This is a genomic window from Bradyrhizobium sp. 14AA (assembly GCF_054185205.1).
Genome location: NZ_JAVAYM010000011.1, coordinates 175068 through 200404 on the forward strand (window position 1 = coordinate 175068; position 25337 = coordinate 200404).

General features: G+C 63.4%; 22 protein-coding genes and 2 pseudogenes. 8 read left to right on the plus strand and 16 right to left on the minus strand.

Annotation, left to right across the window (positions count from 1 at the left end; genetic code table 11):
* Nucleotides 1-104 precede the first annotated feature (104 nt).
* From RAD15_RS21170 to RAD15_RS21180, 3 genes are all read left to right on the plus strand, one after another.
* The gene (locus RAD15_RS21170) at nucleotides 105-1325 is read left to right on the plus strand and encodes a cytochrome P450 (protein WP_458180098.1); all 1221 of its coding nucleotides are present in this window, start codon (nucleotides 105-107) and stop codon (nucleotides 1323-1325) included.
* A 230-nt stretch (nucleotides 1326-1555) separates the two neighbouring features.
* Nucleotides 1556-2770, plus strand: coding sequence for an ornithine--oxo-acid transaminase (gene rocD / locus RAD15_RS21175; RefSeq protein ID WP_458180099.1), 1215 nt, complete (start codon nucleotides 1556-1558; stop codon nucleotides 2768-2770).
* Between the two features lie 589 nt (nucleotides 2771-3359).
* Nucleotides 3360-4736: a Spy/CpxP family protein refolding chaperone gene (locus RAD15_RS21180; RefSeq protein WP_458180100.1), complete on the plus strand. Its 1377-nt coding sequence runs from the start codon at nucleotides 3360-3362 to the stop codon at nucleotides 4734-4736.
* A gap of 164 nt (nucleotides 4737-4900) precedes the next feature.
* Here the strand turns inward: RAD15_RS21180 and RAD15_RS21185 are convergent, their stop codons facing one another.
* Nucleotides 4901-5101 (minus strand): hypothetical protein, encoded by a 201-nt coding sequence (locus RAD15_RS21185; RefSeq protein WP_458180101.1) that lies wholly within the window; start codon nucleotides 5099-5101, stop codon nucleotides 4901-4903.
* A gap of 127 nt (nucleotides 5102-5228) precedes the next feature.
* The gene (locus RAD15_RS21190; RefSeq protein WP_458180102.1) at nucleotides 5229-5444 is read right to left on the minus strand and encodes a hypothetical protein; all 216 of its coding nucleotides are present in this window, start codon (nucleotides 5442-5444) and stop codon (nucleotides 5229-5231) included.
* Between the two features lie 227 nt (nucleotides 5445-5671).
* Between RAD15_RS21190 and rocD (RAD15_RS21195) the strand changes: the two are divergent.
* Nucleotides 5672-5839 (plus strand): annotated as a pseudogene (rocD, locus tag RAD15_RS21195) (ornithine--oxo-acid transaminase); the annotation flags it as partial.
* Between the two features lie 132 nt (nucleotides 5840-5971).
* Here the strand turns inward: rocD (RAD15_RS21195) and RAD15_RS21200 are convergent.
* From RAD15_RS21200 to RAD15_RS21215, 4 genes are all read right to left on the minus strand, one after another.
* Nucleotides 5972-6457 (minus strand): ABC transporter substrate-binding protein, encoded by a 486-nt coding sequence (locus RAD15_RS21200; RefSeq protein WP_458180103.1) that lies wholly within the window; start codon nucleotides 6455-6457, stop codon nucleotides 5972-5974.
* A 1-nt stretch (nucleotide 6458) separates the two neighbouring features.
* On the minus strand, nucleotides 6459-7526 hold the full coding sequence (locus RAD15_RS21205) for an HAD family hydrolase (RefSeq protein ID WP_458180104.1): 1068 nt from the start codon (nucleotides 7524-7526) through the stop codon (nucleotides 6459-6461).
* A 207-nt stretch (nucleotides 7527-7733) separates the two neighbouring features.
* Nucleotides 7734-9374 carry an arylsulfatase gene (locus RAD15_RS21210; RefSeq protein ID WP_458180183.1) on the minus strand — a complete coding sequence of 547 codons (1641 nt, stop codon included), beginning with the start codon at nucleotides 9372-9374 and terminating at the stop codon, nucleotides 7734-7736.
* Between the two features lie 13 nt (nucleotides 9375-9387).
* Nucleotides 9388-10386 (minus strand): formylglycine-generating enzyme family protein, encoded by a 999-nt coding sequence (locus tag RAD15_RS21215; protein ID WP_458180105.1) that lies wholly within the window; start codon nucleotides 10384-10386, stop codon nucleotides 9388-9390.
* A 400-nt stretch (nucleotides 10387-10786) separates the two neighbouring features.
* On the opposite strand from RAD15_RS21215, the gene RAD15_RS21220 reads away from it, so the two are divergent.
* On the plus strand, nucleotides 10787-11878 hold the full coding sequence (locus tag RAD15_RS21220; protein WP_458180106.1) for a SphA family protein: 1092 nt from the start codon (nucleotides 10787-10789) through the stop codon (nucleotides 11876-11878).
* A gap of 75 nt (nucleotides 11879-11953) precedes the next feature.
* Nucleotides 11954-12111 (plus strand): annotated as a pseudogene (locus RAD15_RS21225) (transposase); the annotation flags it as partial.
* 465 nt (nucleotides 12112-12576) lie between these two features.
* Here RAD15_RS21225 and RAD15_RS21230 read toward each other — a convergent pair.
* The 9 genes from RAD15_RS21230 to RAD15_RS21270 all read right to left on the minus strand — a co-directional run bounded on the left by RAD15_RS21230 (nucleotide 12577) and on the right by RAD15_RS21270 (nucleotide 22091).
* Nucleotides 12577-13440 carry a sugar phosphate isomerase/epimerase family protein gene (locus RAD15_RS21230; RefSeq protein WP_458180107.1) on the minus strand — a complete coding sequence of 288 codons (864 nt, stop codon included), beginning with the start codon at nucleotides 13438-13440 and terminating at the stop codon, nucleotides 12577-12579.
* On the minus strand, nucleotides 13440-14630 hold the full coding sequence (locus RAD15_RS21235; protein ID WP_458180108.1) for a dihydrodipicolinate synthase family protein: 1191 nt from the start codon (nucleotides 14628-14630) through the stop codon (nucleotides 13440-13442). Before RAD15_RS21235 ends, RAD15_RS21230 begins: the two co-directional genes overlap by 1 nt.
* A gap of 10 nt (nucleotides 14631-14640) precedes the next feature.
* Nucleotides 14641-15792, minus strand: a complete 1152-nt coding sequence (locus tag RAD15_RS21240) for a Gfo/Idh/MocA family protein (RefSeq protein WP_458180109.1) — start codon at nucleotides 15790-15792, stop codon at nucleotides 14641-14643.
* Nucleotides 15789-17186: a hypothetical protein gene (locus RAD15_RS21245; RefSeq protein WP_458180110.1), complete on the minus strand. Its 1398-nt coding sequence runs from the start codon at nucleotides 17184-17186 to the stop codon at nucleotides 15789-15791. The genes RAD15_RS21240 and RAD15_RS21245 overlap by 4 nt, the downstream gene beginning before the upstream one ends.
* Nucleotides 17187-17190: 4 nt before the next feature.
* Nucleotides 17191-18036 (minus strand): ABC transporter ATP-binding protein, encoded by an 846-nt coding sequence (locus RAD15_RS21250; RefSeq protein WP_458180111.1) that lies wholly within the window; start codon nucleotides 18034-18036, stop codon nucleotides 17191-17193.
* A 172-nt stretch (nucleotides 18037-18208) separates the two neighbouring features.
* Nucleotides 18209-19201, minus strand: a complete 993-nt coding sequence (locus RAD15_RS21255; RefSeq protein ID WP_458180112.1) for an ABC transporter substrate-binding protein — start codon at nucleotides 19199-19201, stop codon at nucleotides 18209-18211.
* Nucleotides 19202-19252: 51 nt separating this feature from the next.
* On the minus strand, nucleotides 19253-20062 hold the full coding sequence (locus tag RAD15_RS21260; protein ID WP_458180113.1) for an ABC transporter permease: 810 nt from the start codon (nucleotides 20060-20062) through the stop codon (nucleotides 19253-19255).
* 269 nt (nucleotides 20063-20331) lie between these two features.
* Entirely contained in the window at nucleotides 20332-21039 is a 708-nt protein-coding gene (locus tag RAD15_RS21265) for a TetR family transcriptional regulator (RefSeq protein ID WP_458180114.1), read from the minus strand.
* Between the two features lie 203 nt (nucleotides 21040-21242).
* Nucleotides 21243-22091, minus strand: coding sequence for a VOC family protein (locus RAD15_RS21270; RefSeq protein WP_458180115.1), 849 nt, complete (start codon nucleotides 22089-22091; stop codon nucleotides 21243-21245).
* A gap of 208 nt (nucleotides 22092-22299) precedes the next feature.
* Between RAD15_RS21270 and RAD15_RS21275 the strand changes: the two genes are divergently transcribed.
* On the plus strand, nucleotides 22300-23193 hold the full coding sequence (locus tag RAD15_RS21275; RefSeq protein WP_458180116.1) for a sugar kinase: 894 nt from the start codon (nucleotides 22300-22302) through the stop codon (nucleotides 23191-23193).
* A 6-nt stretch (nucleotides 23194-23199) separates the two neighbouring features.
* Entirely contained in the window at nucleotides 23200-24114 is a 915-nt protein-coding gene (locus RAD15_RS21280) for a ribokinase (RefSeq protein ID WP_458180117.1), read from the plus strand.
* On the opposite strand, the gene RAD15_RS21285 is transcribed toward RAD15_RS21280, so the two are convergent.
* The gene (locus RAD15_RS21285) at nucleotides 24115-25335 is read right to left on the minus strand and encodes an NAD(P)/FAD-dependent oxidoreductase (RefSeq protein ID WP_458180119.1); all 1221 of its coding nucleotides are present in this window, start codon (nucleotides 25333-25335) and stop codon (nucleotides 24115-24117) included.
* Between the last annotated feature and the right edge of the window lie 2 nt (nucleotides 25336-25337).

Here is a 25337-nt window from a genome sequence, read left to right on the forward strand (position 1 = left end):
TTCCTGTCCGGTCGGCTAGCAAGGTCCGAAGACTGTAGACGCATGCACGCGTCGATCAGAACAACAAAAACGGCATATCGGCTTTAACCGGCGAGTATAACGGGATGAACGCAGATGCGAAGGCGCTGGCGGCCAGCTTCGACCTCGAGAAGCTGACGCCCGAGTTCTACGACAACCCCTACCCGACCTATCGTGCACTGCGGGAGAACGCGCCGGTCAAGCGCCTGCCGAACGGCACCGTGTTCCTGACCCGCTATGACGATCTCGTCACCACCTACAAGAACACGAAGTCGTTCAGCTCCGACAAGAAGCGCGAGTTCGCGCCGAAATACGGTGACACCCCGCTCTACGAGCACCACACCACGAGCCTCGTCTTCAACGATCCGCCGGCGCACACGCGCGTGCGGCGCCTGATCATGGGCGCGCTGTCGCCGCGCGCGATCGCCGGCATGGAGGGCGATCTCGTCAAGCTCATCGACGGCCTGCTCGACGCCATCGCCGCGAAAGGCAACTGCGAGCTGATCGAGGACTTCGCCGCATCCATTCCCATCGAGGTGATCGGCAATCTGCTCGACGTTCCCCATGACGAGCGCACACCGCTGCGCGACTGGTCGCTGGCGATCCTCGGGGCGCTCGAACCTGTCGTGTCGCCTGACGTGGCGACGCGCGGCAACAAGGCGGTAACGGATTTCCTCGCCTATCTCGAAACGCTGGTCGCGCGCAGGCGCGCCAAGCCCGGCAATCCCGAGCGTGACGTGCTGACGCGCCTGATCCAGGGTGAGGAGAGCGGCGAGCGGCTGACCGAGAAGGAACTGCTGCACAATTGCATCTTCTTACTCAACGCCGGCCACGAGACCACCACCAATTTGATCGGTAACGGCCTCGTGGCGCTGGACCGGAATCCGGACCAGAAGCAGCGCCTGATCGACAACCCGGACATGGTCAAGACCGCGGTGGAGGAGATGCTGCGCTACGAGAGCTCGAACCAGCTCGGCAACCGCATGACCACGGAAAAGGTCGAGCTCGGCGGCGTCATGCTCGATGCCGGCACGTCGGTGACGCTGTGCATTGGAGCGGCCAACCGCGACCCCGCGCAGTTTCCCGACCCCGAACGTTTCGACATCGCCCGCACGCCGAACCGGCACCTCGCCTTCGCCACCGGCGCGCATCAATGCGCCGGCATGGCGCTGGCGCGGCTGGAAGGCGCCATTGCAATCTCCCGCTTCCTGGCGCGCTTCCCGGACTATGCCGTCAGCGGCCAGCCGGTGCGGGGCGGACGGGTGCGGTTTCGGGGATTTTTGAGCGTGCCCTGCGCGCTTCGCTGAGGGCCAAAAAACAAAAACGGCGAAAACAACCCCATGCACAGTAGAGGCCGGGTCGACCAACGACACCCCGTGATTCCGCAGAACTATCTGACGTTTCGGGTAAATCGGGCCGCGCCACGCCATTGGCGCATGGGGGCTTCCAAGGTGGCAGACTGATGCCCAAATCAAGCTGACGACCCGCCGGTGCAGTCGATTGGCACCGCCGGCGCGCAGCAATGGAGTGACGACAGATGAGCTCGTCGGTCATTGATTTCGTCGCTACGGAAGCACGCTTTGGGGCTCATAATTACGCGCCGATCGGGGTCGTCCTGTCGCGCGGCGAAGGTGTCTGGGTCTGGGATACCGAAGGCAACCGCTATCTCGATTGCCTCTCGGCCTATTCGGCGGTCAGCCAGGGCCATTGCCACCCCAAGATCCTGGCGGCGATGATCGAACAGGCGCACAGGCTGACGCTCACCTCGCGCGCCTTCCACAACGACCAGCTCGCCTTGTTCTACGAAGAGATCGCGGCTCTGACCGGCTCCCACAAGGTGCTGCCGATGAACAGCGGCGCGGAGGCGGTCGAAAGCGCGATCAAGTCGGTGCGCAAATGGGGCTATGAGGTGAAGGGCGTGCCGGACGGCCAGGCCGAGATCATCGTCTGCGCCAACAATTTCCACGGGCGCACGCTGGGCATCGTCGGCTTTTCAACCGACCCTGACACACGCACACATTTCGGGCCGTTCGCGCCGGGCTTCAAGATCATCCCGTTCGGCGACGCCGCGTCGCTGGAGGAGGCAATCACCCCAAACACGGTCGCCTTTCTGGTCGAGCCGATCCAGGGCGAAGCCGGTGTCATCATTCCTCCAGCCGGCTATTTCACTGAGGTGCGGGAGCTCTGCACCGCCAACAACGTGATGCTGGTGCTCGACGAGATCCAGACCGGGCTCGGCCGCACCGGCAAGCTGCTCGCCGAACAGCACGAGGGAATCGAGGCGGACGTGACGCTGCTCGGCAAGGCCTTGTCCGGCGGCTTCTATCCGGTGTCGGCCGTGCTCTCGAACAACGACGTGCTCGGGACATTGAGGCCCGGCCAGCACGGTTCGACGTTTGGCGGCAATCCGCTTGCCTGCGCGGTGGCGCGCGCGGCGCTGCGCGTGCTGACCGAGGAAGGCATGATCGAGAACGCGGCCAGGCAGGGCGCGCGCTTTCTGGAAGGCTTGAAAGACATTCGTGCCAACACGATCCGCGAGGTGCGCGGACGCGGCTTGATGCTGGCGGTCGAACTGCATCCCGAGGCCGGCCGCGCTCGCCGCTACTGCGAGGCGCTTCAGGCCAAGGGCATCCTCGCCAAGGATACCCATGAGCAAACGATCCGCATCGCCCCGCCGCTGGTGATCACCAGCGACCAGGTCGACTGGGCGCTGGAGCGGCTCGCCAGCACCCTGACGCAGGATTTCTCCTGAGGCTCCCTGCGTCGGAAGATCGCAATGTCGGCCGCGGCCAACAACGAACGATTCCGCCGGCTGTGCGTTGAATGCGGTGGGCGATTACGAGCTGGGAGCGACAATCATGCTTCCGCATGGCGCTTGCCTTACGGCTGTTTTAGTTGGTGTCTCGATGCTGGCGACGAGCGTCGGCGCGCTTGCCCAAGGACCCGGCCAGGGACATGGAAGGGGCGGACCTGCCGGTCCAGCCGCAGCGCCGGCAGCACGGCCGGCAGCACCACCGGCCATGGCCCGTCCGGCGGCGCCGCCAGCCATGGCACGTCCCGCCGCCCCGGCGTTCCATCCCCCGGCCATGCCGCAGCGACCGGCCATGGCGCCGCACCCGGCGCCCCACATAGCCGCACCGCCGCCGCGTCCGGCCCCCCACTTTGCAGCACCACCGCCGCGAGCGGCCCCGCACGTGGCGACGCCGCGGCCTGAATTCCACCGGGCGCCGGCAGCGCCACAACGTCCGGCCATGGCCCCGCGGCCGACGCCGCACATCGCCGCTCCCTCGCGGCCAAGCGGACCGCCGGCCGTGAGCGCGCGGCCGTCGCGACAGGAGCAGATGGAGCAGCGCGCGCAGCAGCATCAGCAGCAGATCCAGCAGCGACAGCAAATCGTGCAGCAGCGGCAGCGCGAGATGCTCACACGCCAGAGCACGGAACGGCAGAGCCGCATCGATCGGATGCAACAGCGCGTGCAGCAATTGCAGTCGCAGAAGCCGGAAGGCGTGCGGGCGCAACGTGCACAGGAGCGGACGCTGCAGACGCAGAACCGCCTGCTCCAGCGCGAGCAGAGCATGCAGCAGCGCGATCAGGCGCGCCTGCAGCGGTTGGGCCCCGAGTCCACCACAGTTGGGCGAGCCGCCACAGCCGGCGCCACTGCCGCCGCCGTGCAGGCGGCCGAGCGCGGGCGCTTCGCGGAGCGCTTCCGCGAGCGGACCACTCCCCAAACCCAGGCGGCGCTCACCACCCGCCAGAGCGGCTGGGCTCCCCGGCAGGCCTGGCGACATCGCCATCCCGCGGTGTTCGTGGCTTGGCTTGGGCCCGTGTTCTGGCCTTACGCCTATTCCGACATTTTTGACTACACGTTCTGGTCCTATGCTTACGAGCCCGGCTATTGGGCGTACGCCTATGACGACTTCGTCGACACCGTGTTCTGGGGTGGTGACAGCCCCTATTCCGCCTATGCCAGCACCAACCCGTATGACTATCCGCAAGCCGGTGGCGGCAGCCGTGCCCGTCCGCGCGCGAGCCCGCAAACGCTACAGCAATTGTGCGGCACACCGGACAAGGGCGTCACCGCATGGCCGCTTGCCGATATCGCGAAGGCGGTACGGCCGACACCGGAGCAACGCGCACTGCTCGACGAATTGAAGACCGCGGCGGCCAACGCTGCCGGCGTGTTCAAGGACTCCTGCGCGGAGACGTATGCACTGACTCCACCTGGCCGCCTGCGCGCGATGATGAACCGCATCAACGCGACGCTGGAAGCCGTCAAGATCGTGCGGCCGGCACTGGAGAATTTTTACAACTCGCTCAGTGACGAGCAGCAGGCCAACTTCAACGCGCTCGGTCCCAATGTCGGCGAGCGCTCGCCGCAGCAGCAAGCCAGCGCCGAGAGCTGTGGCGATCCGAAATCCGGCCTGACCCAGTTGCCGATCCAAAGGATCGAGGCTGTGCTCCACCCCGCCGGCAAGCAGAAGGAGGCGCTCGACCGCCTCAGTGAAGCGACAGCCAAGGGCGTTGAAGGACTGCAGGCGGCTTGCCCGAACGATGTACCGCTGACACCGGTCGGACGGCTGGAGGCGATGCAGCACCGGCTCGAGGCGATGCTGACGGCCGCCAAGCTGGTAGAGCCTGCGTTGGACGAATTCTATGCCACGCTGAGCAGCGAGCAGAAGGCGCGCTTCAACACGCTGCAACAGGTCGCAGGGCAGTGAGGACGGCGTCGCGTTCTCTCGTTGCAATTTGCGCAGCGGTCGAACGAAGCGGGGTGACGTAATCGTCCTGCTTCAAGGCTCGACGCGACCATGTATGTCCCTGCCGCGCACTCTCTGCGAGGGTGCAGCGGCACGGAACGCAAGCGACAGCCTCGTTTCTGACATCACGAGGAAATCGTCTTCTGCCCAGCCTCATTCGTGTTCGTGATCGCGTTGCATTGCTGGAAGTGAGAAGACAACTCGAGATCAGCCAGATGATCCCAGTATTCCGCTTCTGCGAGCAGCTTCCATTTGTTCATGCTGTTGTACGCGGCCTGTTGGCGGCACAGTGAGCCCATCGCACGCAAGCGTTGCACCTTATCCACTGCGGACCTCCCTTCACGCCTGCTTGCTTGCAAGCGCATTTGTGTTGTCACAGCTTCGCAGATCAAATTGACGAGTGATAGCCCGGTGTTTGACGGTGAATTGATGATAGCGCAATCGTCCGACTTTTCAGCGAACAGCCATTTTCAGCAAACAGTCATGCCCGGCAAATTCGATCGCAAAACTCGTTTGGCCCCGACGCATTGAATTGCAGATCATCCCTGGTGGGCTCTCGCCGCAATAAAGCACGCCGATGCCTTCGGCAAAGCTCGCCAGCCTTGTCACGCCGATCACGGCAATGGCCCCGACGGTTGCACGTCGGGGCCATTCAAGATCAACAGGCATGGGTACATCCGCCGTCCCTGCTGATCGTTGATGCCACTGATTACCGCATCCGATCTGGCACAGACTGTGGCGAGGCTGCGGCATCGGGATGATGACATTCTGCCTGAAAGCTGATGGCAGTCCACCTCATCATTGGTGGTACTCCGACCAGTTCGCTGCTTCGCCAGCGTTCTGGTCCGCAATGGCTCATTCGCGGCCGATTGAGCCAGCACCAAATCCGACCAATGACCAGCCGCGCACGGCCCTACTGCGAGGCGCTCCAGGGCAAGGGCACCCTCGCCAAGGACACCCATGAGCACACGATCCGCATCGCCCCGCCACCGGTGATCACCGGCGACCAGGTCGACTGGGCGCTGGATCAGTTCGCCACGACGCTGACACAGGATTTCTCTTGACGCTGCCTGCACCCGAAGATCGCAAGGCCGGCCGCGGCCGACAACGAACCATTAATCAGGCTTGCCCAATAGCGGCGCGCTTTCGGCCCGCGTCTCGAAGTTTTTCATGTTTGTAACCCGCCAATATCGTCATCAGGCATAGTATGAAGAAAATGTAGAACATCTCACGTCCAGTCCGAACACACGCAACTGCTCCGCCGGATAGGCCGTCGCAAATCCACGCTCAAAACTCTTGCCGTAGGAATCGCGCGTGTGAACGAGACGGACTTCTGGCTCCCTCATCACGGCGCGCAGATGTTCCGCGATCGAGCGCGCCTGCACGGAGACCGGCGACAGCGCACGAAAATAATATTCACTGTTGTTAGTCAGATCGTCGGCAGCCGAGCTTCCCGTGAGTGCCGGTATCCGTGCATCCCTATATATCGGCGCCGCCGCGAGCGACGCGGAGCTGAGATAATGTCCGAGCACAGCGACGCACGGGCTGTCGGCAATCGCCTGCGCATTCGCGCGCGCCACAGCTGGATTGCTTGCGTCGTCGAACAGAACGAGCTCAATCAGCCGTCCGTTGACACCCCCCTTGGCATTCACCTCGTCGATTGCAAGCTGCGTCGCGACCACATCAACCCTTCTGGTCGAAGGCGAATATGCGCTTCCAGTCGTTCTTCATGCTGATCACAATCCAGTTTTTCCTTTTCGCTTCCACGTAAAGCGCCTGACTGAACGCGCCCACTTTAGTTTCGGGAAGCCCCTGTGCTGGCCCGTATGCGTATTCGCGTTGCGCGTCGTCGTGCAGAACCAACATCATTAGCCGCGCACCGTCACCGGCTCCGGTGTATTCAAGCATTTCCCGGTCGCCGTCCGAGTTTCCAAATGCGGCGCGAGGCCTCCGGCCGATCATCAAATGGATGCCTTCCGGTTTACCTGCATTGTCGTCATTCAAAAGTAGCTTAGGCTCTTTGGTTAGGAACGGCGTGCCGTCTTTCTGGTATCCGAACTTTGTACCTGCCGCCGTACCCACCACGTGTTCGGGCGGGATGCCGTACACACGTTCGCTATAAACTCGCACAAAATCCTGACCGCCACCGGTCACAATATACGTCTTGAAACCGTTGTTGCGCAGGTACTGCATGACTTCAAGCATTGGTTGATAGATGAGGTCGGTATAGGGTCGCTTCCAGCGTTCGTCCTTCGCGCTTGTCAGCCATTTCTTTACTTGCGCCCCGAAGTCGTCCACCGACATCCCGGTAAGCGTAGCGAAGAGGACTTTTTCAAGGTCATGCAGCGACAGCTTTGCGATTGCCTCGCGATTACCTGAGAGGATCGTCTTAAACGGCTCAACGTCTTTGAGCTTAGGGTCCTCCTCGGCCAAAGCCGGGACGCGGTCCAAACAATAGACAACTTGCGAATAAATTGGGTGTTCGACCCACAACGTCCCGTCTTGGTCGAAGGTGACGATGCGCTGTTCCGGCGGCACAAACTTTGAACTCGCTTGATCGGTAGCGGCGCGGACGAAGTCGAGTATCGCTTGCTTCGCTGGCCCTTCGTTCCACGAGCCCAACGCGCCGTCATTGGTCGGCTGGGTTTGCGCTGTCGCGGAAAGCGGAATGCCGGACAACGCCGGAAGCAACGCAAGACCCGAAATCAGAGCGCGGCGGTTGATGTCGGACGACGAACTGTCGGATTTCATGTCGACCCTCGTGGGATTGCGCAAGGCGTTCAGAATACCAGGCCGTGTACCCATAAACCGAGCGGCGTGATGCGACGAACGCAATGTCCACTTTGCCCCGCGACCAAGTTTGTGCGGCAGCGCAATATGTCGCGATCGACCAGGAGACACTTTTTTGGTGCAGCGTGGGGCGGCCTAGAGGCCGTCCCACGCTGACGATCGTTACTCTTATTTTGCCATCGCCGTCCTGGCCGCTTCAATCTTGGCTTTCACGGCATCGAGGTTGAAGCTCGCGCCCCTCTGCATTGGCGGAAACTCGATCGCGGTCATCGCCAGCTTCTCGACCTCCTGCTGGACGAACACGAAGCGCCAGAATTCATATTTGAACCAGTCGAAGTATTGTTGCGCGCCGTATTTGGTCCCGCTATCGGGCCAGCCCGTTCGCTCGAACGGATCCAGGCGAAGGTTGATCAGGTAGGGCACGTCAACCTTGGCTTTTTCGCCCAGCCAGCCCCCGGGCTGGTCGATGAAACGATACTTGTAGTCGTCGATGCGCACGGCGCCCAGCTCGCTCTCGCCGAAGTACCAGATTTCGTGTCGGTTCGACGGCCCCTTGCCGGTGATCATGTCCATCTGATTATAGCCGTCCAGATGGCACTTGTAGGTGCGGTCCCCGATTTGCTTGCCCTTCTTCAGTTCCTCGGCAATGTTCGGGTTGCCGGCAGCCGCCAGCAAGGTCGGGAACCAGTCCAGCCCGGAGATGATGCCGTTCTCGACCTTGCCGGCCGGCACCTTGCCCGGCCAGCGGATCATCGCCGGCGCGCGGAAGCCGCCTTCCATGACGGTACCTTTGCTCTGCGCGAAAGGCGTCTGTCCGCCATCCGGCCAAGTGAAGACCTCGGTGCCGTTATCAGTGGTGAAGATGACAATGGTGTTGTCATCCACGCCCATGTCCTTGAGCTTTTGCATGACCAAGCCGATATCGTCGTCGAGCTGCGCCATGCCGGCCTCATGAATCGACCAGCCGTTCTTGGAGTTGCGCATCGCCTGGTACTTCGGCGACAGATGCGTGACGATGTGCATGCGGGTTGGATTGAGCCACAAGAAGAACGGCTTGTTATCGGCCTTGGCCTTTTCAACGAAACTCAAGGCAAAGTCTCGGATTTCATCGTCCACGGTTTCCATTCGCTTGGGATAGAGCGTTCCGGCGTCCTCAATCCTCTGCTTGCCGACCTTGCCCCAGCGCGGATCCACGGTGGCATCGTCCACATTGGTCGCCCACGAATGGATCATGTTGCGCGGACCGACTTTGTTCAACAGCTCCTGCGGATAAGCGGGGTGGGCCGGGTCTTCCATCGCATCGAGGTGATACAGGTAGCCGAAGAATTCGTCGAAGCCGTGTACTGTGGGCAGAAACTCGTTTTTGTCGCCAAGGTGGTTCTTGCCGAACTGGCCGGTGGCGTAGCCCATTCCTTTCAGCGCCGTGGCAATGGTCACGGCCTCCGCCGGCAAGCCGGTGGGAGCGCCGGCCTGGCCGACTGTCGTCATGCCGGTCCGGATCGGCAGCTCGCCGGTGATGAAGTTGGCGCGGCCCGCCGTGCAACTTGCCTCGGCGTAATAATCGGTAAACAGCATGCCTTCTGCAGCGATCTTGTCGAGGTTCGGCGTCCGGCCGGCCATCATGCCACGGTGGTAGGCACCGATGTTCCAGATGCCGATGTCGTCGCCCATGATGACGACGATATTGGGGCGCTGGCCGCTCGGTGCCTGCTGCGTCTGGGCCAGTGCCTTTTCAACCGATGCGGCGGCGCCCAATGCGGACGCGGCTGCCAGGCTTGTCGTCGCGAGCAGAATATTGCGACGGCTCATGTCGCGCGCAGTGTTAGCCTTCTCGTCGCTCATCATTTACTCCCTTTCTTATGACGCATCGAAAACCAACGTGGCTCGTGGACGTATCCACCGCTTCCGCATGGCGCGCAGCCGGGCGATAGCGACGGCAGTAGTTCGGCGCGCAGAGATGCGAGCCGCCTTTGAGAACCTTGCGGGGAATTTTGATCCTGGGGAGAGACGGATCATGGCTGTCTTGCTCACGCCCGCCGCGTGCATTGTGCGGAATGCAGCACGCCTTGGCCGCATCGGGCTCATGTCTGGCGGACCACCAATCCGTGGTCCACTCCCAGACGTTACCGATCATGTCATGGAGGCCGTAGCCATTCGGCGGGAACGCCATCACCGGCGAGGTCCGCGCGTAACCATCGCTGCTGAGATTTTCGTACGGAAATGCGCCTTGCCAGGTATTCGCCATTGGCTTGTCGCCGGGCATGAGCTCGTCGCCCCAGGCGAACTCGGCTCCGTCGAGTCCGCCGCGCGCGGCAAACTCCCATTCGGCTTCGGTCGGCAAGTCCTTGCCAGCCCATGTCGCGTAGGCCTCAGCATCGCGATAGGCAATGTGGACCACGGGATGATCCTCGAGGCCGCTGATCGAACTGCGGGGGCCGTATGGCCGGCGCCAGTCGGCGCCAAATTTGAAATTCCACCATTGCGACCAGTCGCGCGAATCGACCGGACGCTTCGGTGGCGTGAAAACCAGCGAGCCTGCCTTGAGCATGTGCGGCAGCGCACCCGGATAGTCCTTTGCGTCAGGCCGCGTCTCCGCTGACGTCACGTAGCCTGTAGCGTTGACGAACTTGCGGAAATCGCGATTGGTGACCGGCGTTCGGTCCATCCAAAAGCCGCTCACCGAGACGCGATGGACGGGTGCCTCTTCGGCGTAGTGCCTGTCGGAGCCCATGCGGAACGTGCCGCCCGGAATCCAGTTCATGCCCCCATGGCTGGGCTCATCCGACAAAGGTGCGCCTGCCGCAACGCCAACGTCGTGCATGGGCTACTCGCAGCGAATGAGTTTCAAAAAATTGCGAGGGGCACTCGCAAAAATCTTTCGGCAGCTTCCTAGCGTCGATTCTGCGGGGACGAGCGCGGCTTAACATCTTAGTCAGTCAACCTGACCAATCGAACATCTAAAGCGGTCGCACGTTCGCAGCGGTACAACCTTCTTTATTGATCTAGATCAATCGAGAGAGTCGCCTCTTCCTTGTCGAGTGGCCCAGATGACTATGCAAAAAGTGCCAGGGTTGTGGCGTCATGGACACAACCTTTCAATAAGCATCCGGCTGAACTCAAGTATGCCGAATTCGCGTAGACGAACGGCGGCGTCAGCGTATTCTTTTTGAGTTTCTACCCCGCCGGAGCAATGGTGGGTCGCAAGAGTCGGGGGATCGGCGATGCGGTACTTTAAACCGGGTTTGAGACCCAGATTTTTTTCGCAGTGGCATCTGAGTGTTGGGGCGATTGCCGCTCTGCTGGTGCTGTCCACCCAGGCGGCTCGCGCCGATGAAAATGGCATCAGCTTCTGGATACCCGGGTTTTTTGGCAGCCTCGCGGCCGTGCCCCAGCAGGCGCCGGGCTGGTCGGTGACCACGGTTTATTATCACACCTCTGTTTCCGCCGGCGGCGACGTGGCGCGGTCGCGCGAAATCACGATTGGTCGCTTTCCCGCGAATCTGACAGCCAACGTCAACGCGAGCGTCAATGCGAATGTGAATCTTGGACTTGTCGCCGGGACTTACACCTTTGCAACGCCCGTACTGGGCGGTCAGGCCTCCGCCAGCCTGTTGGCGACCTACGGCTCCAACTCCACGTCGCTGGCCGGATCGCTCGTCGGGACATTGACGGGACCGGGCGGCGCCACGTTCCCCTTCTCCCGGTTTGACAGCATCGACAGCTCGCTCGTTGCATTCGGCGACCTGATCCCGCAGTTCGCGCTGCGCTGGAATGCCGGTGTCAACAATTACATGACGTACATTACCGCCGATCTTCCGGCCGGCGCTTACCAGTCGAACCGCCTGGCGAATTTGGGGATCGGGCACTGGACAATCGACGCGGGCGGCGGCTACACCTACTTCGATCCAAAGACCGGGCATGAATTTTCGACGGTGCTGGGATTCACCTACAACTTCGTCAACCCCTCGACCCAATATCAAAGCGGCGTTGACATGCACCTCGACTGGGGCGCATCGCAATTCCTGACCAAGCAGTGGCAGGTCGGCCTCGTCGGTTACCTCTATCAGCAGCTCGGCTGCGACAGTGGCTCCGGCGATCGCGTCGGCTGCTTCCGGTCGCGCGTGGCCGGCGTCGGCCCGCAGGTCGGCTACATTTTCCCGGTCGGAGACATGCAGGGATATCTGAACCTGAAGGGCTACGGCGAATTCGCCAATGAAAATCGGCCAGCAGGCTGGAACGTCTGGCTGACGTTCAATCTTCAGCCCGCGGCGCCAACGCCGCCGACATCCACAAGGCCCAGATTCACGAAATAGCAATAGCGGACGCTGCCATCGGTGCCGTGCTGAAGGATAAATCCGGCGCGGCAGTAGCAACGCAATCAGCCACTCCGCAGGCGTGATCGTCGTGTATTCGACGGCATCTTCTGGGTCTTACGATCCGGGCGCCGTGGCGCGATCTACCTGACGCCTTCGGCCCGTATACCACCTGCTACAATCGCTTCGTTCGCTGGCGACGAGCAGGTGTGTGGACCGCGATCATGAACTCGGGCCGCCCGGCAGTGGGAAGCACTAAGTCTCGATCCGTTCAGTTTTGCGGAATGGCTGTAGAGCTTCTCGCGACCTCACTCGAGGCGGCGATAGGTGTCCGGCATGTCATTGAATATGCGACCAGTCCGCCCGCTTCCACAAATTCACGAAGCGGACAAATTGCGAGAATTCGGCTCTTCGCCGCCAATTCGACTATCATCACAAGCACGGCAATGGCCCCGACTGTTGCACGTCGGGGCCATTCAAGATCAACAGGCATGGGTACATCCGCCGTCCCTGCTGATCGTTGATGCCACTGATTACCGCATCCGATCTGGCACAGACTGTGGCGAGGCTGCGGCATCGGGATGTGACATTCTGCCTGAAAGCTGATGGCAGTCCACCTCATCATTGGTGGTACCCCGACCAGATCGCTGCTGCGCCAGCACCCTCGCAAGCCCGTAGTTGCCGCATTCGTGGTAACTCTACACCACCGTCCTGTGCCGTTCGATGCAGGTGCGCAGCACCTCATCCATCGGCTTGCCCCACCAGTCGTTGGAGAATATCTCGATCTCCGAATAGCCGGCAAAGCCCTGCGCTTCGACCGCTTTGCGCACCGATTTGATGTCGATGACACCGTCGCCCATCATGCCGCGGTCGTTGAGGATGTCTTTTGTCGGCACCAGCCAGTCGCAGACATGGAACGCGAGCAGGCGGTCCTCGCCGGCGCGCGCGATCTGGCCCATCAGCTCAGGGTCCCACCAGATGTGATAGACGTCGAGCGCGACGCCGAGCATACCGCCGCGATCAGGGTCGAGCCGGTCGCAGATATCCAGCGCCTGCTTTGTGGTGTTCACACAGGCGCGGTCGGCCGCGTAGGCCGGATGCAAGGGCTCGATGGCCAGCGGCAGGCTTGCCTGTTTGGCATAGTCGAGCATCTCGGCGAGCGCGTCCTCGACCTGACCGCGTGCCGCCACGATGTCCTTCGACGCCTCGCTGCCCGGCCGCGAATATTGCGGCAGGCCGCCGACGACCAGCACGATGCAGGGCGCGCCCAGCGCCTTGGCTTCGTCGACGCAACGCCGGTTGTCGTCGCGCACTTCGGTGCGGCGCGATGCGTCCGACGTGAACATGCCGCCGCGGCAATAGCCTGAGAGATCGAGGCCGGCGTCGCGCACCGCGCGCGCGGCGCGGTCGAGACCGACGGCAGCAACTTGATCGCGCCAGGGATCGATGGCGCGGATGCCATGCCTTGCACAGGCGTCGATGATCTCGACGAGGTCACCTTGCTTGCGGGCTGTCGCCGTGTTCAGCGACAGCCAGCGATGGTCGGACGAGAAATCGCGCATCAGGATTCGATACCGTGGGTGGCGAGCACGGTCTTCATCCGCTGCGTCGCGAGTTCAGGGTTGGCGAGCAGGCCGGCCTTGTCGGCCAGACGGAACAGCTCGGCGAGATGCAGCGTGGAGCGCGTACTCTCCTGTCCCCCGACCATGGTGAAGTGGTCCTGGTGGCCGTTGAGATGGGCCATGAACACGACGCCGGTCTTGTAGAAGCGCGTCGGCGCCTTGAAGATGTGACGCGACAGCGGCACCGTCGGCCCCAGCACGTCGTGGAAGCCGGCTTCGTCGCCGGCCGCCAGCCGAGACAGCGCGTAGGACGCCGCGGGCGCGATGGCATCGAAGATGCCTAGCAGCGCGTGCGAAAAGCCTTGCTCGTCGCCGGCGATCAGCTCCGCGTAATTAAAATCGTCGCCGGTGTACATCTTGATGCGCTTGTCGAGGCGCCGGCGCATGTCGATCTCGCGCTGCTTGTCGAGCAAAGACACCTTCACGCCGTCGACCTTGGCGGCGTTGCCGTTGATGATGGCGACAGCCGTGTCCATCGCCTTGTCGAGATCTTTCGTGCCCCAATAGCCCGCCAGCGCCGGATCGAACATGTCGCCGAGCCAGTGGATGATCACGGGCTCGCGGACCTGCGACAGCACGCGGTCATAGACCTTGGCGTAATCGTCCGCGCTACGGCCGAGTTTTGCGAGCGCCCGCGACGCCATCAGGATGATGCGGCCGCCGACCTTCTCGACCGCCGAGATCTGCTCCTCATAGGCGCGGATCACGTCATCGAGGCTCTTGGCGTCCTCGACCGCAAGGTGATCGGTGCCGGCGCCCGAGAATACCAGCGCATTGCGACGCTTGGCGGCGCCGACCGAGCGCGTGATGAGCTCCAGCGAAGTCGGCCAATCCAGCCCCATGCCGCGCTGCGCGGTGTCCATGGCTTCAGCAACGCCGAGACCGAGGTCCCAGACGTGCTCGCGGAACGCGATGGTCTTGTCCCAGTCGACGGCAACCGAGAGCCAGGGATCGTTGTCCGCGAAGGGATCGACGACCGTGTGCACGGCCGAGAAGGCGATGCGGTTCAAGGGGCCTTCGAGCTTTGCTGGGAACGTTCGCGAGGCCGCGAGCCGGTAGGTCTCGATGGACCGATCGGCCTTCGGCAGCTTCAGCGACAATGACGATATCGGCTGGACGGGCTTGTTCATACGTCCCTCCTCAGGCCTTGATCGGCGCGACGTCGATCCAGCGCCGCTCCTTCCAGCTCTTCAGCGCGCATTCGGCGAGCTGCACGCCCTTGACACCTTCGAGCAGCGTGAACTTGTAGGGCGCATCCTCGTAGACGTGGCGGATGAACATCTCCCACTGCTCTTTGAAGCCGTTGTCGTAGCTGACGTTGTCAGGCAGCTTCTGCCAGTCGCCGTAGAAATCATGCAGCCGCTTCTCGTCGGGATTCCACACCGGCCGGGGCGTGGCCTGCCGCGCCTGGATCATGCAGTCCGAGAGGCCGGCGACGGCCGAGCCGAGCGTGCCGTCGACCTGGAAGGTGACGAGGTCGTCGCGATAGACGCGCGTCACCCAGGACATGTTGATATGGGCGATGGCGCCGCCCTTGAGCTGGAACGTCGCATAAGCCGAGTCGTCGGCGGTCGCCTTGTACTTCTTGCCCTGCTCGTCAAAGCGCTCGGGGATATCGGTGTTGCCGATGCAGCTCACGCTCTCGACCTCACCGAAGAGGTTGTCGAGCACGTAGCGCCAGTGACAGACCATATCCAGAATGATGCCGCCGCCGTCCTCGTCGCGGTAATTCCAGGACGGCCGCTGCGCCTCCTGCCAGCCGCCTTCGAACACCCAATAGCCGAACTCGCCGCGCACCGAGAGGATGCGGCCGAAGAAGCCGGAATCGCGCAGGAAGGCGATCTTCTTCAGGCCGGGCAGAAACAGCTTGTCCTGCACCGTGCCGTGCTTGACGCCCTTGGCGTTGGCGAGCTTCACGACCGCGAGCGCCTCTTCAAAATTCGTCGCGATCGGCTTCTCGCAATAGACGTGCTTGCCGGCATTGATGGCCTGGGTCAGCAGGCCCGGCCGCGCCTGCGTGGTCGCGGCGTCGAAGAACATGGTGTCGTTCTTGTCGGCGAGCGCGGCATCGAGGTCGGTGGTCCAGCGCGTGATGTTGTAGCGCTTGGCGAGCGCCTCGACCTTCTCGGCGCTCCGGCCGACCAGGATCGGGTCGGGCATCACGCGGTCGCCGTTCTTCAAGCGGACGCCGCCCTGCTCGCGGATCGCAACGATCGAGCGGATCAGATGCTGGTTGAGCCCCATGCGGCCGGTGACGCCGTTCATGATGAGGCCGAGGCGTTGGGTGGTCATGCGAGTTGCTCCCAGAGTGATCTTGGCTGTTCGAGCGGGCGGAGTGCCGACCAGTCCGGATGGACCGACGTCGCAAAGCCCACGCTGTGAAGCGATCCCGTCAGGAGATCGCCGTCGTGAATGGAGAGCCGGATGCCCTGCCCGGCATCGGCATAGAGATCGGAATGCGCGGCCGCGAAGGACTGTGCCTCCTCTGCGGGCGCATCGCCAAAACCATCGACATAGTGATGGCCGTTGCGTTCGGCATGAGTGACGCCGATGAAGGCGCCGAGCGCAAGATCCTGCTGCACGGCAAGGCCTGCCTGGCAGGTGAGGTCCTCGCCGGTCACGAAGAACGTCTCCGCGCCGGATGTCCATTTCGCCGCGCGGGTCGCGTTGAGAATCGATTTGTAGAGACCCTTGCAGGATTTGGACGAAATACCGCGATAGCCAAGAGGCCTCATCGCCAGAAATGCGTCGTAGGAATCATCAGCTTCGTCGATGATGAAGTCACGTGCGGCAAGCGAGCCGAGCGCGGCCTGCCGGGTGATGTCGCGCGGCATAGGCTGCTCGATATAGAGCAGCCTGGCCGCGATCGGTTGCAGCGCTTCGTCGCCATCAAGGCGATTGATCAGCGCGCGTAGGGCGGCGAGGTCGGCATATTGTTCATTGGCGTCGAGCGAGACCCGGTAGTCGCGCGCTAGCCCGCTGAGCTCCTTGCCGATGCGCGCGAGCCGCGCCGCGTCCGCTTCCGGATCGCCCGACAGCTTGAGCTTGAAGTACCGCGCGCCGGCGTTCTCGCGCGCATCGGCCACGCCGCCGTCACCCTCCACCTTGTCATCAAGACCGACCGTGTGCCGGATAGCGACGCACGGCAAGGGCGTTCGCCCCTTCAGAAACTCGGCGATGTCGGCTCCAGTCAGATCGAGCGTCATCCGCCCATCGATCCCCGCGATGTTCGCGGCCATTCCATCGAAAAAGCTTGCGCCGACCGCACGCAGCAGCGCGTCGAGGATCGCCTTGTCAATTTCCGCGGGGCCATAAGCTGCGGCGAGCGGCGGAATGTTCTCGTCCGCGCACGCTTTGACCTGGGCGCTGATGCACGAGGCATGCAGTCCAAATGCGGGACGAAAGCCGGCTTGCGCGAGATAGAGACCGCGCGCGATCTCCAGCGAGCGGCGCAGGCCATCGACTGTCTGCGCTGGCGACAGCTCCGGCCGCTTGTCGAACCATTTTGGCACCAGCAACTCGGCGCTGGCGCCGACTGCAACGCCCCTGCCCTCGACCTCGATCTCGACCCGCACGAACAGCTGCGGCGTCGCGTTGATCGTGATTGCGCCAAAGCGGAACGGCCGCGCAAAATGCACGGGACGTTCGAAGAAGGAGATGTCTCGCAGCTTCAGGCGCGGCGCCATGGCTTTAGTCCAGCGAACCTTGCGAGAAGAAATGCTTGCGGATGCGCTGCACGAGCTCCGTGAAGACAGGATCGGCCATCACGTCGAGCGAGCGCGGGCGCGGCAGCGGCACGTCGTAAATTGCGGCGACCGCGCCGGGCCGTTCGGTCATGACCAACACGCGGTCGGCGAGGAACACGGCCTCCGGAATCGAATGCGTGATCAACAGCACCGTCTTCTTCGTCTCGCGCTGGATCCGCATCAATTCCACATTCATGCGCTCGCGCGTCAACGCGTCCAGCGCGCCGAACGGCTCGTCCATCAGCATGATCTTGGGATCGTGCACCAGCGCGCGGCAGATCGAGGCGCGCTGCTGCATGCCGCCGGAGAGCTGCCAGGGCAGCTTCTTCTCGAAGCCTTCGAGCCCGACCAGTTTTAGCAGCGCCTTGGCGCGCGCAAGATATTCCTGCCGCGGCAGCCGCTTCATGTCGATCGGCAACATCACGTTGTTGAGGATGTTGCGCCACGGCAGCAGCAGCGCGTTCTGGAAGACGATGCCGACATTGCCGTGCGGCGCGATCACTTTCTCGCCCTCGACCAGGATCTCGCCCGATGTCGGCGGCAGCAGACCGGAGATCAGCTTGAGCAGCGTGGACTTGCCGCAGCCGCTTGGGCCGACCACGACGAAGAACTCGCCTTCGTTGATGTGGAAGTCGAGCGGCCGCAGCGACGGCACGTCGCCGTCGCGCGTCCGGTAGGTTTTCGACACGCCTGACAGTGTGATGCCCGACGCCTCGCCGGCAGCCCGGTCGCTCACCAGTCTCAGATGCGCGGCGGGCTGCACGTCGATCGGTTTGCTCGCAGGGTTCATCGCAGCCCTCTCCGCCCGTCGTCCCGGCGAAAGCCGGGACCCATACGCCGTGCCGGCGCGTTTGGGCACGCGGGTCGAGACCTTCCGCTACAAGCGTGGCCGGTGGTTATGGGTCCCGGCTCCTCGTGCGCAATTTGCGCACTAGGCCGGGACGACAGCGGAAATTTGTCGCTCACGAGCCGCTCTTCGGCAGGTAGTCGTTGGTGTAGAAGGCCTTCGGGTTGTCCTTGGCCTTGGCATCGAGCCCGCCATATTCGACCAGCAGATTGACGGTCTCGGTCATGTTCTGGTCGGTGACCTGGAACGGCCGCTTGCTCTTGGTCTCCGCGGTCCGGTACAGCGGGATGGTCAGCTCAAAGCCCTGCGTCAGCGTGTCGATCTTGCCGCCCTTGGGATTGGCATCGAGGATCGACTGCGCGGCCGCCTTCGGCTCCTTCTCTGCGGCTTCGACCGCCTTGGTCGTCGCCGACATGAAGCGGCGGACGAGATCGGCGTTGGCCTTCACATAGTCGGAATTGGCAATGATGCCCGAGGAGACCATGTTGATGCCGTAGTCGGCGAACTTGATCGGATAGACGTCCTTGCCGGTGGCGTCCTTGATCTTCATCGACTGGTCCATGACGTAGCCAAGCAAGAGGTCGGCCTGGCCGTTGATGACCGCGTTGAGTTTTGTTTGGCCGTCACCGGCCACGGTCTGGAAGTCGCTTTCCTTCAGGCCGGTCTTCTTCAGGAACAGCGGCCAGATCTGGGTCATGGAATCGGCCGGCGTGATCGCCACCGTCTTGCCCTTGATGTCCTCGGGCTTCTTGATGTTCTTGTCGACGAAGCCCATGGCGGACATCGGTGAGGTCTGGAGCAGCACGCCGGTCGCGACCACGGGCGCGCCCTTGATCGCGGCGCGCATCATGGTGGGCACGTCGACATAGCCGAAATCGGCGGTCTTGGCGGCGACGGCCTGCGTGGTCGCAGCCGAGCCGCGGCCTTCCTGGATCTCGAGCTCGATGCCTTCGGCGGCATAGATGCCCTTGGCCTTGCCGTAATAGAACGGCGCGTGCTCGCCATAGACGTACCAGTTGAGCATCAGCACGACCTTGTCGGCCGCCTGCGCGGGCGCAACTGCAAACGCCATCAGCGCCACGGATGCAGCCCCAATCCATCGCTTCATCGTCACTCTCCCTTGTCGTTATGTTTCGGCCGTTGGTGGCCGTTGCTTAAATTAGGTGGCGAAAATCACGTCCTCGCGCTGGCTGACATGCCAGGGAATGACCAGCTTCTCGATGCGGTCCACGATCCAGAACAGGATGACGCCGAGCAGCGCCAGGATCACCAGTGCCGCAAACATCGTCGGCAGATCGAAGGTGCCGATGGAGCGCTGCATGACGTAGCCGATGCCGGAATTGGACCCCACGAACTCGCCGACGACGGCGCCGACCACGGCGAGCGTCACGGAGACCTTGAGGCCGGAGAAGATCGCCGGCAGCGCATGCGGCAGGTTCACCGCGCAAAACACCTGGAAACGGCTGCCCTGCATGGCGCGGGCGAGATCGACCATGTCAGGGTCCACGGACTTGAAGCCCTGCACGGCCGAAACCACGACGGGAAAGAAGCCGAGCAGGAACGCCGAAATGACTTTCGGAATGATGCCGAAGCCGAACCAGACCACGAACAGCGGCGCGATCGCGATCTTCGGCACGGATTGCGAGAACACCAGCAGCGGATAGACGTAGCTCTCCACCGTCTTCGAGCCCGCGATCAGCATCGCCACGGGGATGCCGAACAGCGCCGACAGCGCGAAGCCGCAGACGGTCGCGTAGGTGGTCGGCCAGGACTGGCGCAGCAGTTCCGGCCATTCGGTGCGCAGCACCGCGACGACGTCGAGGGGCGACGGGATCTGATAGGCGGGAATCCGGAACACCCGGATGGCGAGATCCCAGGCGACGACGATGAAGACGAGGAACAAAAACGGCCGAACCCAAGCCGCATTCAGCAACTTGGAGATCGCGTTTTGTGGCTTCGGCTCGGCCAATTTTCACTCCCGGCATTCTTCTTCGTTGTGGGGAGAAATTAACCCGTTGGATAAATACTGTCCAGAGCTTTCCCTGTGACGTTTTGCGGCGGTTCCGCATTCCGCGTCATCCTGGCGAAAGCCAGGATCCATTACCCCAGGGTAAAGTTTGGCGAAGACTGGCCGTTCGGGATTGGCACCATCCCAACCGATGGATCACGCGGTATGGGTCCTGGCTCCCGTGCGCAATTGCGCACTAGGCCAGGACGACGATGAGGGAACAGCTTGCCCTAAACCGTCTGCGCCACCGCGGCACGCGACTTCGGCGCTTTCGCGATCTCGAACAGCGCGAAGGAGCGTCCCGTCAGCGCCGCCAGCACCAGGCCGACCATGTGGGCCAGCCGCTCGTCCTTGGCCTTCTTGTCCAGCAAATCGCGGCCGAAGATCACGCTGAGCGTTGCCGAGTTCGAGAGATAGAAGAAGCAGAGCCCCGCGATCGAGATGTAGAGCTGTACCGGATCGACCGCGACCTGGAAGTCGCCGCTGTCGACGCCGCGCCGCACCACGGTGCGGATCATCTCGACGAAGGGCGAGTGCATCGACTTGACCTTGGTCGAGCGCTTCAGGTGTTTTGCGCGCGCGAGGTTCTCGGTCTGCAGCAGCGACAGGAATTCGGGATTGCGCAGGAAGTAATTCCAGGTGAACTCGATCAAGCGGCGGATGGCCTCGGGCGGGTCGAGATGCTCGAGATCGAGCCCGCGCTCCTCGCTGCGGATCTTGTCATAGGCGCCTTCGAGCACCGCCAGATAAAGCTCGTCCTTGTTGCCGACGTGGTAGTAGAGCATGCGCTTGTTGGCGCCGGCCTTGGCCGCGATGCGGTCGACGCGCGCGCCGGCGAGACCATGGGCGGAAAACTCCTGCTTGGCGGCTTCGAGAATGCGCAGCCGCATCCCTTCGGGATCGCGCTGCCATTTCAGAGTTCGCTTTGCCTTCGCCAAATTGGTTGCTCGCCGGGTGGTCTCGGTCAGCGTGTAACACGCGGGCGGGCGTTTGAGAACGATCTCGTGCCCTGGACGCAACTTCGTAGGGTGGGCAAAGGCGCGTTTGCGCCGTGCCCACGTCTTCTCATCAAGTAGGCAAGACGTGGGCACGCTTCGCTTTGCCCACCCTACGGGAGTCTTCGAACGGAGAGAGCAGCGCCCTAATCCACCGGCTTCGGCGAGCGCTCCAGCAGCACGGTCTGGATCCCGCAGGTGCCGTTCCGCACCGTCATGATGCGCGTGCCCGGCTTGCGGCCGTTGCGGACCTCAGTGACGTCTAAGCCGCCGGCGATCAGGCGGGCGCGCGTGGCGTCGATGTCGGCGACGCGCCAGCTCAGGCCCCAGAGACGGTCACGCAGGGAATCGCCGCCCGCCACGGGACGGCGCACCACCTCGACGATGAGATCGCCGCAGCGGAAGAACATCAGCTGGCCCCAGTCCTGGTGCGAGCGGTCGAGCGCCAGATCGAGCCCGAGCCGCGCGCCATAGAGCGCGGCGGCGCGCTCGGAATCCTCGGTGGTGATCACGACATGGTCGAGCGCGTCGATCGGCGCGATGTCGGTCGCGGCCGAGAGCGGCCGCTCGTCGGCGAGCTCGAGGAAGAACATGCGCACGCCGCGCGTCAGTTCCGTGGCGGCGCGCGTGCGCTTCCAGTGCAGGACGGCACCTGACGCGTCGTCGCTACTTTCGACCTCGGCGACAGGATCCGGCTTCAAGGCCACCCGCTCCAGCCGCCGGTGCATCCGGCTCATGTCGGCGACACGGAAGCACAGGCTGGCGAGCACGCCTTCCTGGTCGTCGAGCAGCGCGCGCATGCGGTCGGCGGTGACGCTGAAGCCGCTCGGCGCCATCAATTCGATCGTCATGTTCTCGAGCGTGAACAGCACCCGGTCGGCGCCCTCGCCCGAGTTCTGCCAGGCCGGCGCGCGTCCGAGCAGCGTCTGATAGGCCGCCTTGGCCGCGCCGATATCCCTGACCAGAGCGACGACGTGATCGAGGCCGGTGATCATATCTCCCCCTTTGATCGACCTGGAACCGTGGGCCGAAGCACGGCGTTTGTCCGGGCTTGGCATGGGCCTGCCATGGTCGTATTCCGGCACCATGCCGACCTCAAGCGCTTCGGGCGGCGGTTTTGCGAATAATTTCAGCGATCCCTCAGCGGAACCGGTGCTACAGTAAGCGGCCGGCCGGGACCACAAAGCGCATCACGGACAAGCAATGCAGGCTCTCTTCATCGGACAGACCTATATCGACGTCGTCTTCATCACCGACCACATGCCGACCGGCGACGAGAAGCACGTGGCCTCGGACTACGCAGTCTCCTTCGGCGGCAATGCGGTGACGGCGGCATTCTGCTGCGCCAAGCTCGGCATCGTGCCTGACCTGATCGCCACCGCGGCCAATGACTGGCTGGGGCGCATGTTCCAGGACATGTGTGCAAAATACGCGATCTCGTTGCATGGGCGGAAGGTGAACCAGTCCTCGCTGTCCTTTATCATGCCCAAGGACGGCAAGCGTGCCATCGTCCGCTGCCGCGACGACGAGCACATCCATCCCTTTCCGATACTCAATCTCGGCGGCTGCCGCGCGCTGCATGTCGACGGTCACCAGCCGGATGCGGCCATCCACTACGCCAAGGTGTGCCGCGAGGCCGGCATCCTGACCTCGCTCGACGGCGGCGGCCTGCGCACTAACACCCATGAGCTGTTGGAATATATCGACGTCGCCATCGTCGCCGAGCGCCTCTGCGAGCAGATGGACCTGACGCCGGAGAAGATGCTCGACTACCTCAAGAGCCGCGGCTGCAAGATCGGCGGCATCACCATGGGCGAGAAGGGCCTGCTCTGGTTCAACGAAACAGGCACGGTCGAAATCATGCCGGCGATGCCGATCCCGCGCGAGCGCGTGATCGACACCAACGGCGCCGGCGACGTCTTCCACGGCGCCTATGTCTATTCCTACCTTGCCCATCCCGGCAAAAGCTGGCGCGAGCATTTTGATTTTGCCCGCGCCGCCTCGACCTTCAAGATCCAGCGTCTCGGCAACGAGGCCGGCCTGCCGACCCTCGTCGACATCGCCAAGGTCAGGCACGAGTTCGAAGTCAGGGTCTAGACTCAGATGGGGCGCGTCTTCGTCGCCGGCAGCATCAACATGGATGTGGTGGCGACCGCGGATCGCCACCCGCGCGTCGGCGAGACGGTCGCCGGACGCGAGGTGCTGTATTTTCCGGGCGGCAAGGGCGCTAACCAAGCGGTCGCGGCATCACGGCTAGGTGTGAGGACGACGCTGATCGGGCGGCTGGGGAAGGATTCGTTCGGGGCCGATCTCAGGACATTCCTCGGCGCGCAGGGTATCGATCTCGGCTCTGTCCGCGAGGCCGACACGCACACCGGCACCGCGATCATCACGGTCGCGGCCTCCGACAACACCATCGTCGTCATTCCCGGCAGCAATGCGCAGGTCGGCGCGGACGACGTCGCCGCCGTTCCGCTGGCGAAGGGCGACGTCGCGGTCAGCCAGTTCGAGATCCCGCTGCCGACGATTGCCGCGTTCTTTGCGCGGGCGCGCGAGGCCGGGGCGACGACGCTGCTCAACCCGGCCCCGGCGCAAAACATGTCGGGCGAGCTGCTCACGCTCGTCGACATCCTCGTGCTGAACGAGACCGAGCTCGGCTTCCTCGCCGGCGTGGAGCTTACGGATGCCGACGAGACCGCAAAGATCATCGACGTCGCGCGAAAACTTCAGGCGCGCGCGGACCAGACCATCTGCGTCACGCTCGGCAAGCGCGGCGTGCTCGCGCTCGCCGGGCGCGAGGAGATTTCGGTGCCCGGGCGGGTGGTGAAGGCGATCGACTCCACGGGCGCCGGCGATTGTTTTGTGGGTGCGCTCGCGGCGCAACTGGCCGAGGGCTCGCAATTGCGCACGGCCCTCGCCTTCGCCAACGCCGCCGCCTCGATCAGCGTCCAGCGCATGGGCGCCGGGCCGTCGATGCCGACGGCCGGGGAAGTGGCGGCGGTGCTCAGCGCAGGCTGATCACGCCAGCGCGCCCTTGAGGTCAAAGCCCTCGTCCGCGGCCTGTTCCGGCGTGATCGAGCGATCCATCGCCTGCAGACGGCGACCGAACATGTGATCGCCGGCGCGGTTGATGGACTCGATGCCGAGCAGTCTGTCGCCCTTGTAGCAGAATGCCGAAAACGCCTTCTTGGCGGGATCACCGCGCAGCACGACGCGGTCGTAGCCGGTGGTGAGGCCGGATATCTGGAGCTTGTCGTCGCCCTGGTCGCTCCAGAACCAGGGATGGCTGTCGTACGGCTTCCTGTCTCCGGTCAACCGCGCGGCGAGGCAACGGGCGTGATCGGTGGCGTTCTGCACCGATTCCAGCCGCAGCGAGCTGCCGAAGCGCGGACTGGCGAAGAGCGCGCAGTCGCCGATCGCGGAAATGTTGGGATCGGTCGTCGACAGATATTCGTCGACGATGATACCGGCAGCGACCGGCAGCCCGGCCTCGGCCGCCAGCTCGATATTCGGCAGCACGCCGACGCCGACCACGACGAGGTCGGCGGGCAGATGCCGTCCGTCGCTCAAGGATACGCCGGTGACCTTGCCGCCTTCTGCCTCGATCGAGGTCGCCTGCACACCGAGATGGATGCGGATGCCGGCCTCGCGATGGCGTTCCTGAAAATACTCCGAGACCTCCGCCGTCACCGCGCGCGCCATCACGCGCGGGGCGAGCTCGAGCACGTCGACCTCCAGGCCCTTGATCCGTGCGGTGGCAGCGAACTCCAGGCCGATAAAGCCGGCGCCGATCACCACGACCCGCGTCTTCGACGGAATGATCTTTCGCAGCGCCTCGCTCTCGTCGAGGATGCGCAAATATTTCACGTCGGGCAGGTTGGCGTTGGGCAGGTCGAGAAGGCGGTTGCGGGCGCCGGTCGCCAGCACGAGGTGGCCGTAGGCAAGCGTCTCGCCGGAGGCGAGATGCAGCTTGCGGCCGGCGCGGTCGATCGACACCGCACGGCCTGCAATCAGCTCGATGGTCTGGTCCTGGTAGAATTTCTCCGGCCGGAACATCAGGCTCTCCGGTCCGGCCGCCCCCTTGATGTAGCCCTTGGACAGCGGCGGCCGCTGATAGGGCAGATGCGCCTCGTCATTGATCAGGCAAACGCGCCCGGCGAAGCCCGCCTGGCGCAGGGATGCCGCGACCTGGTAGCCGCCATGACCGGCACCGACAATGATCACCGGACCATCGGTCATTG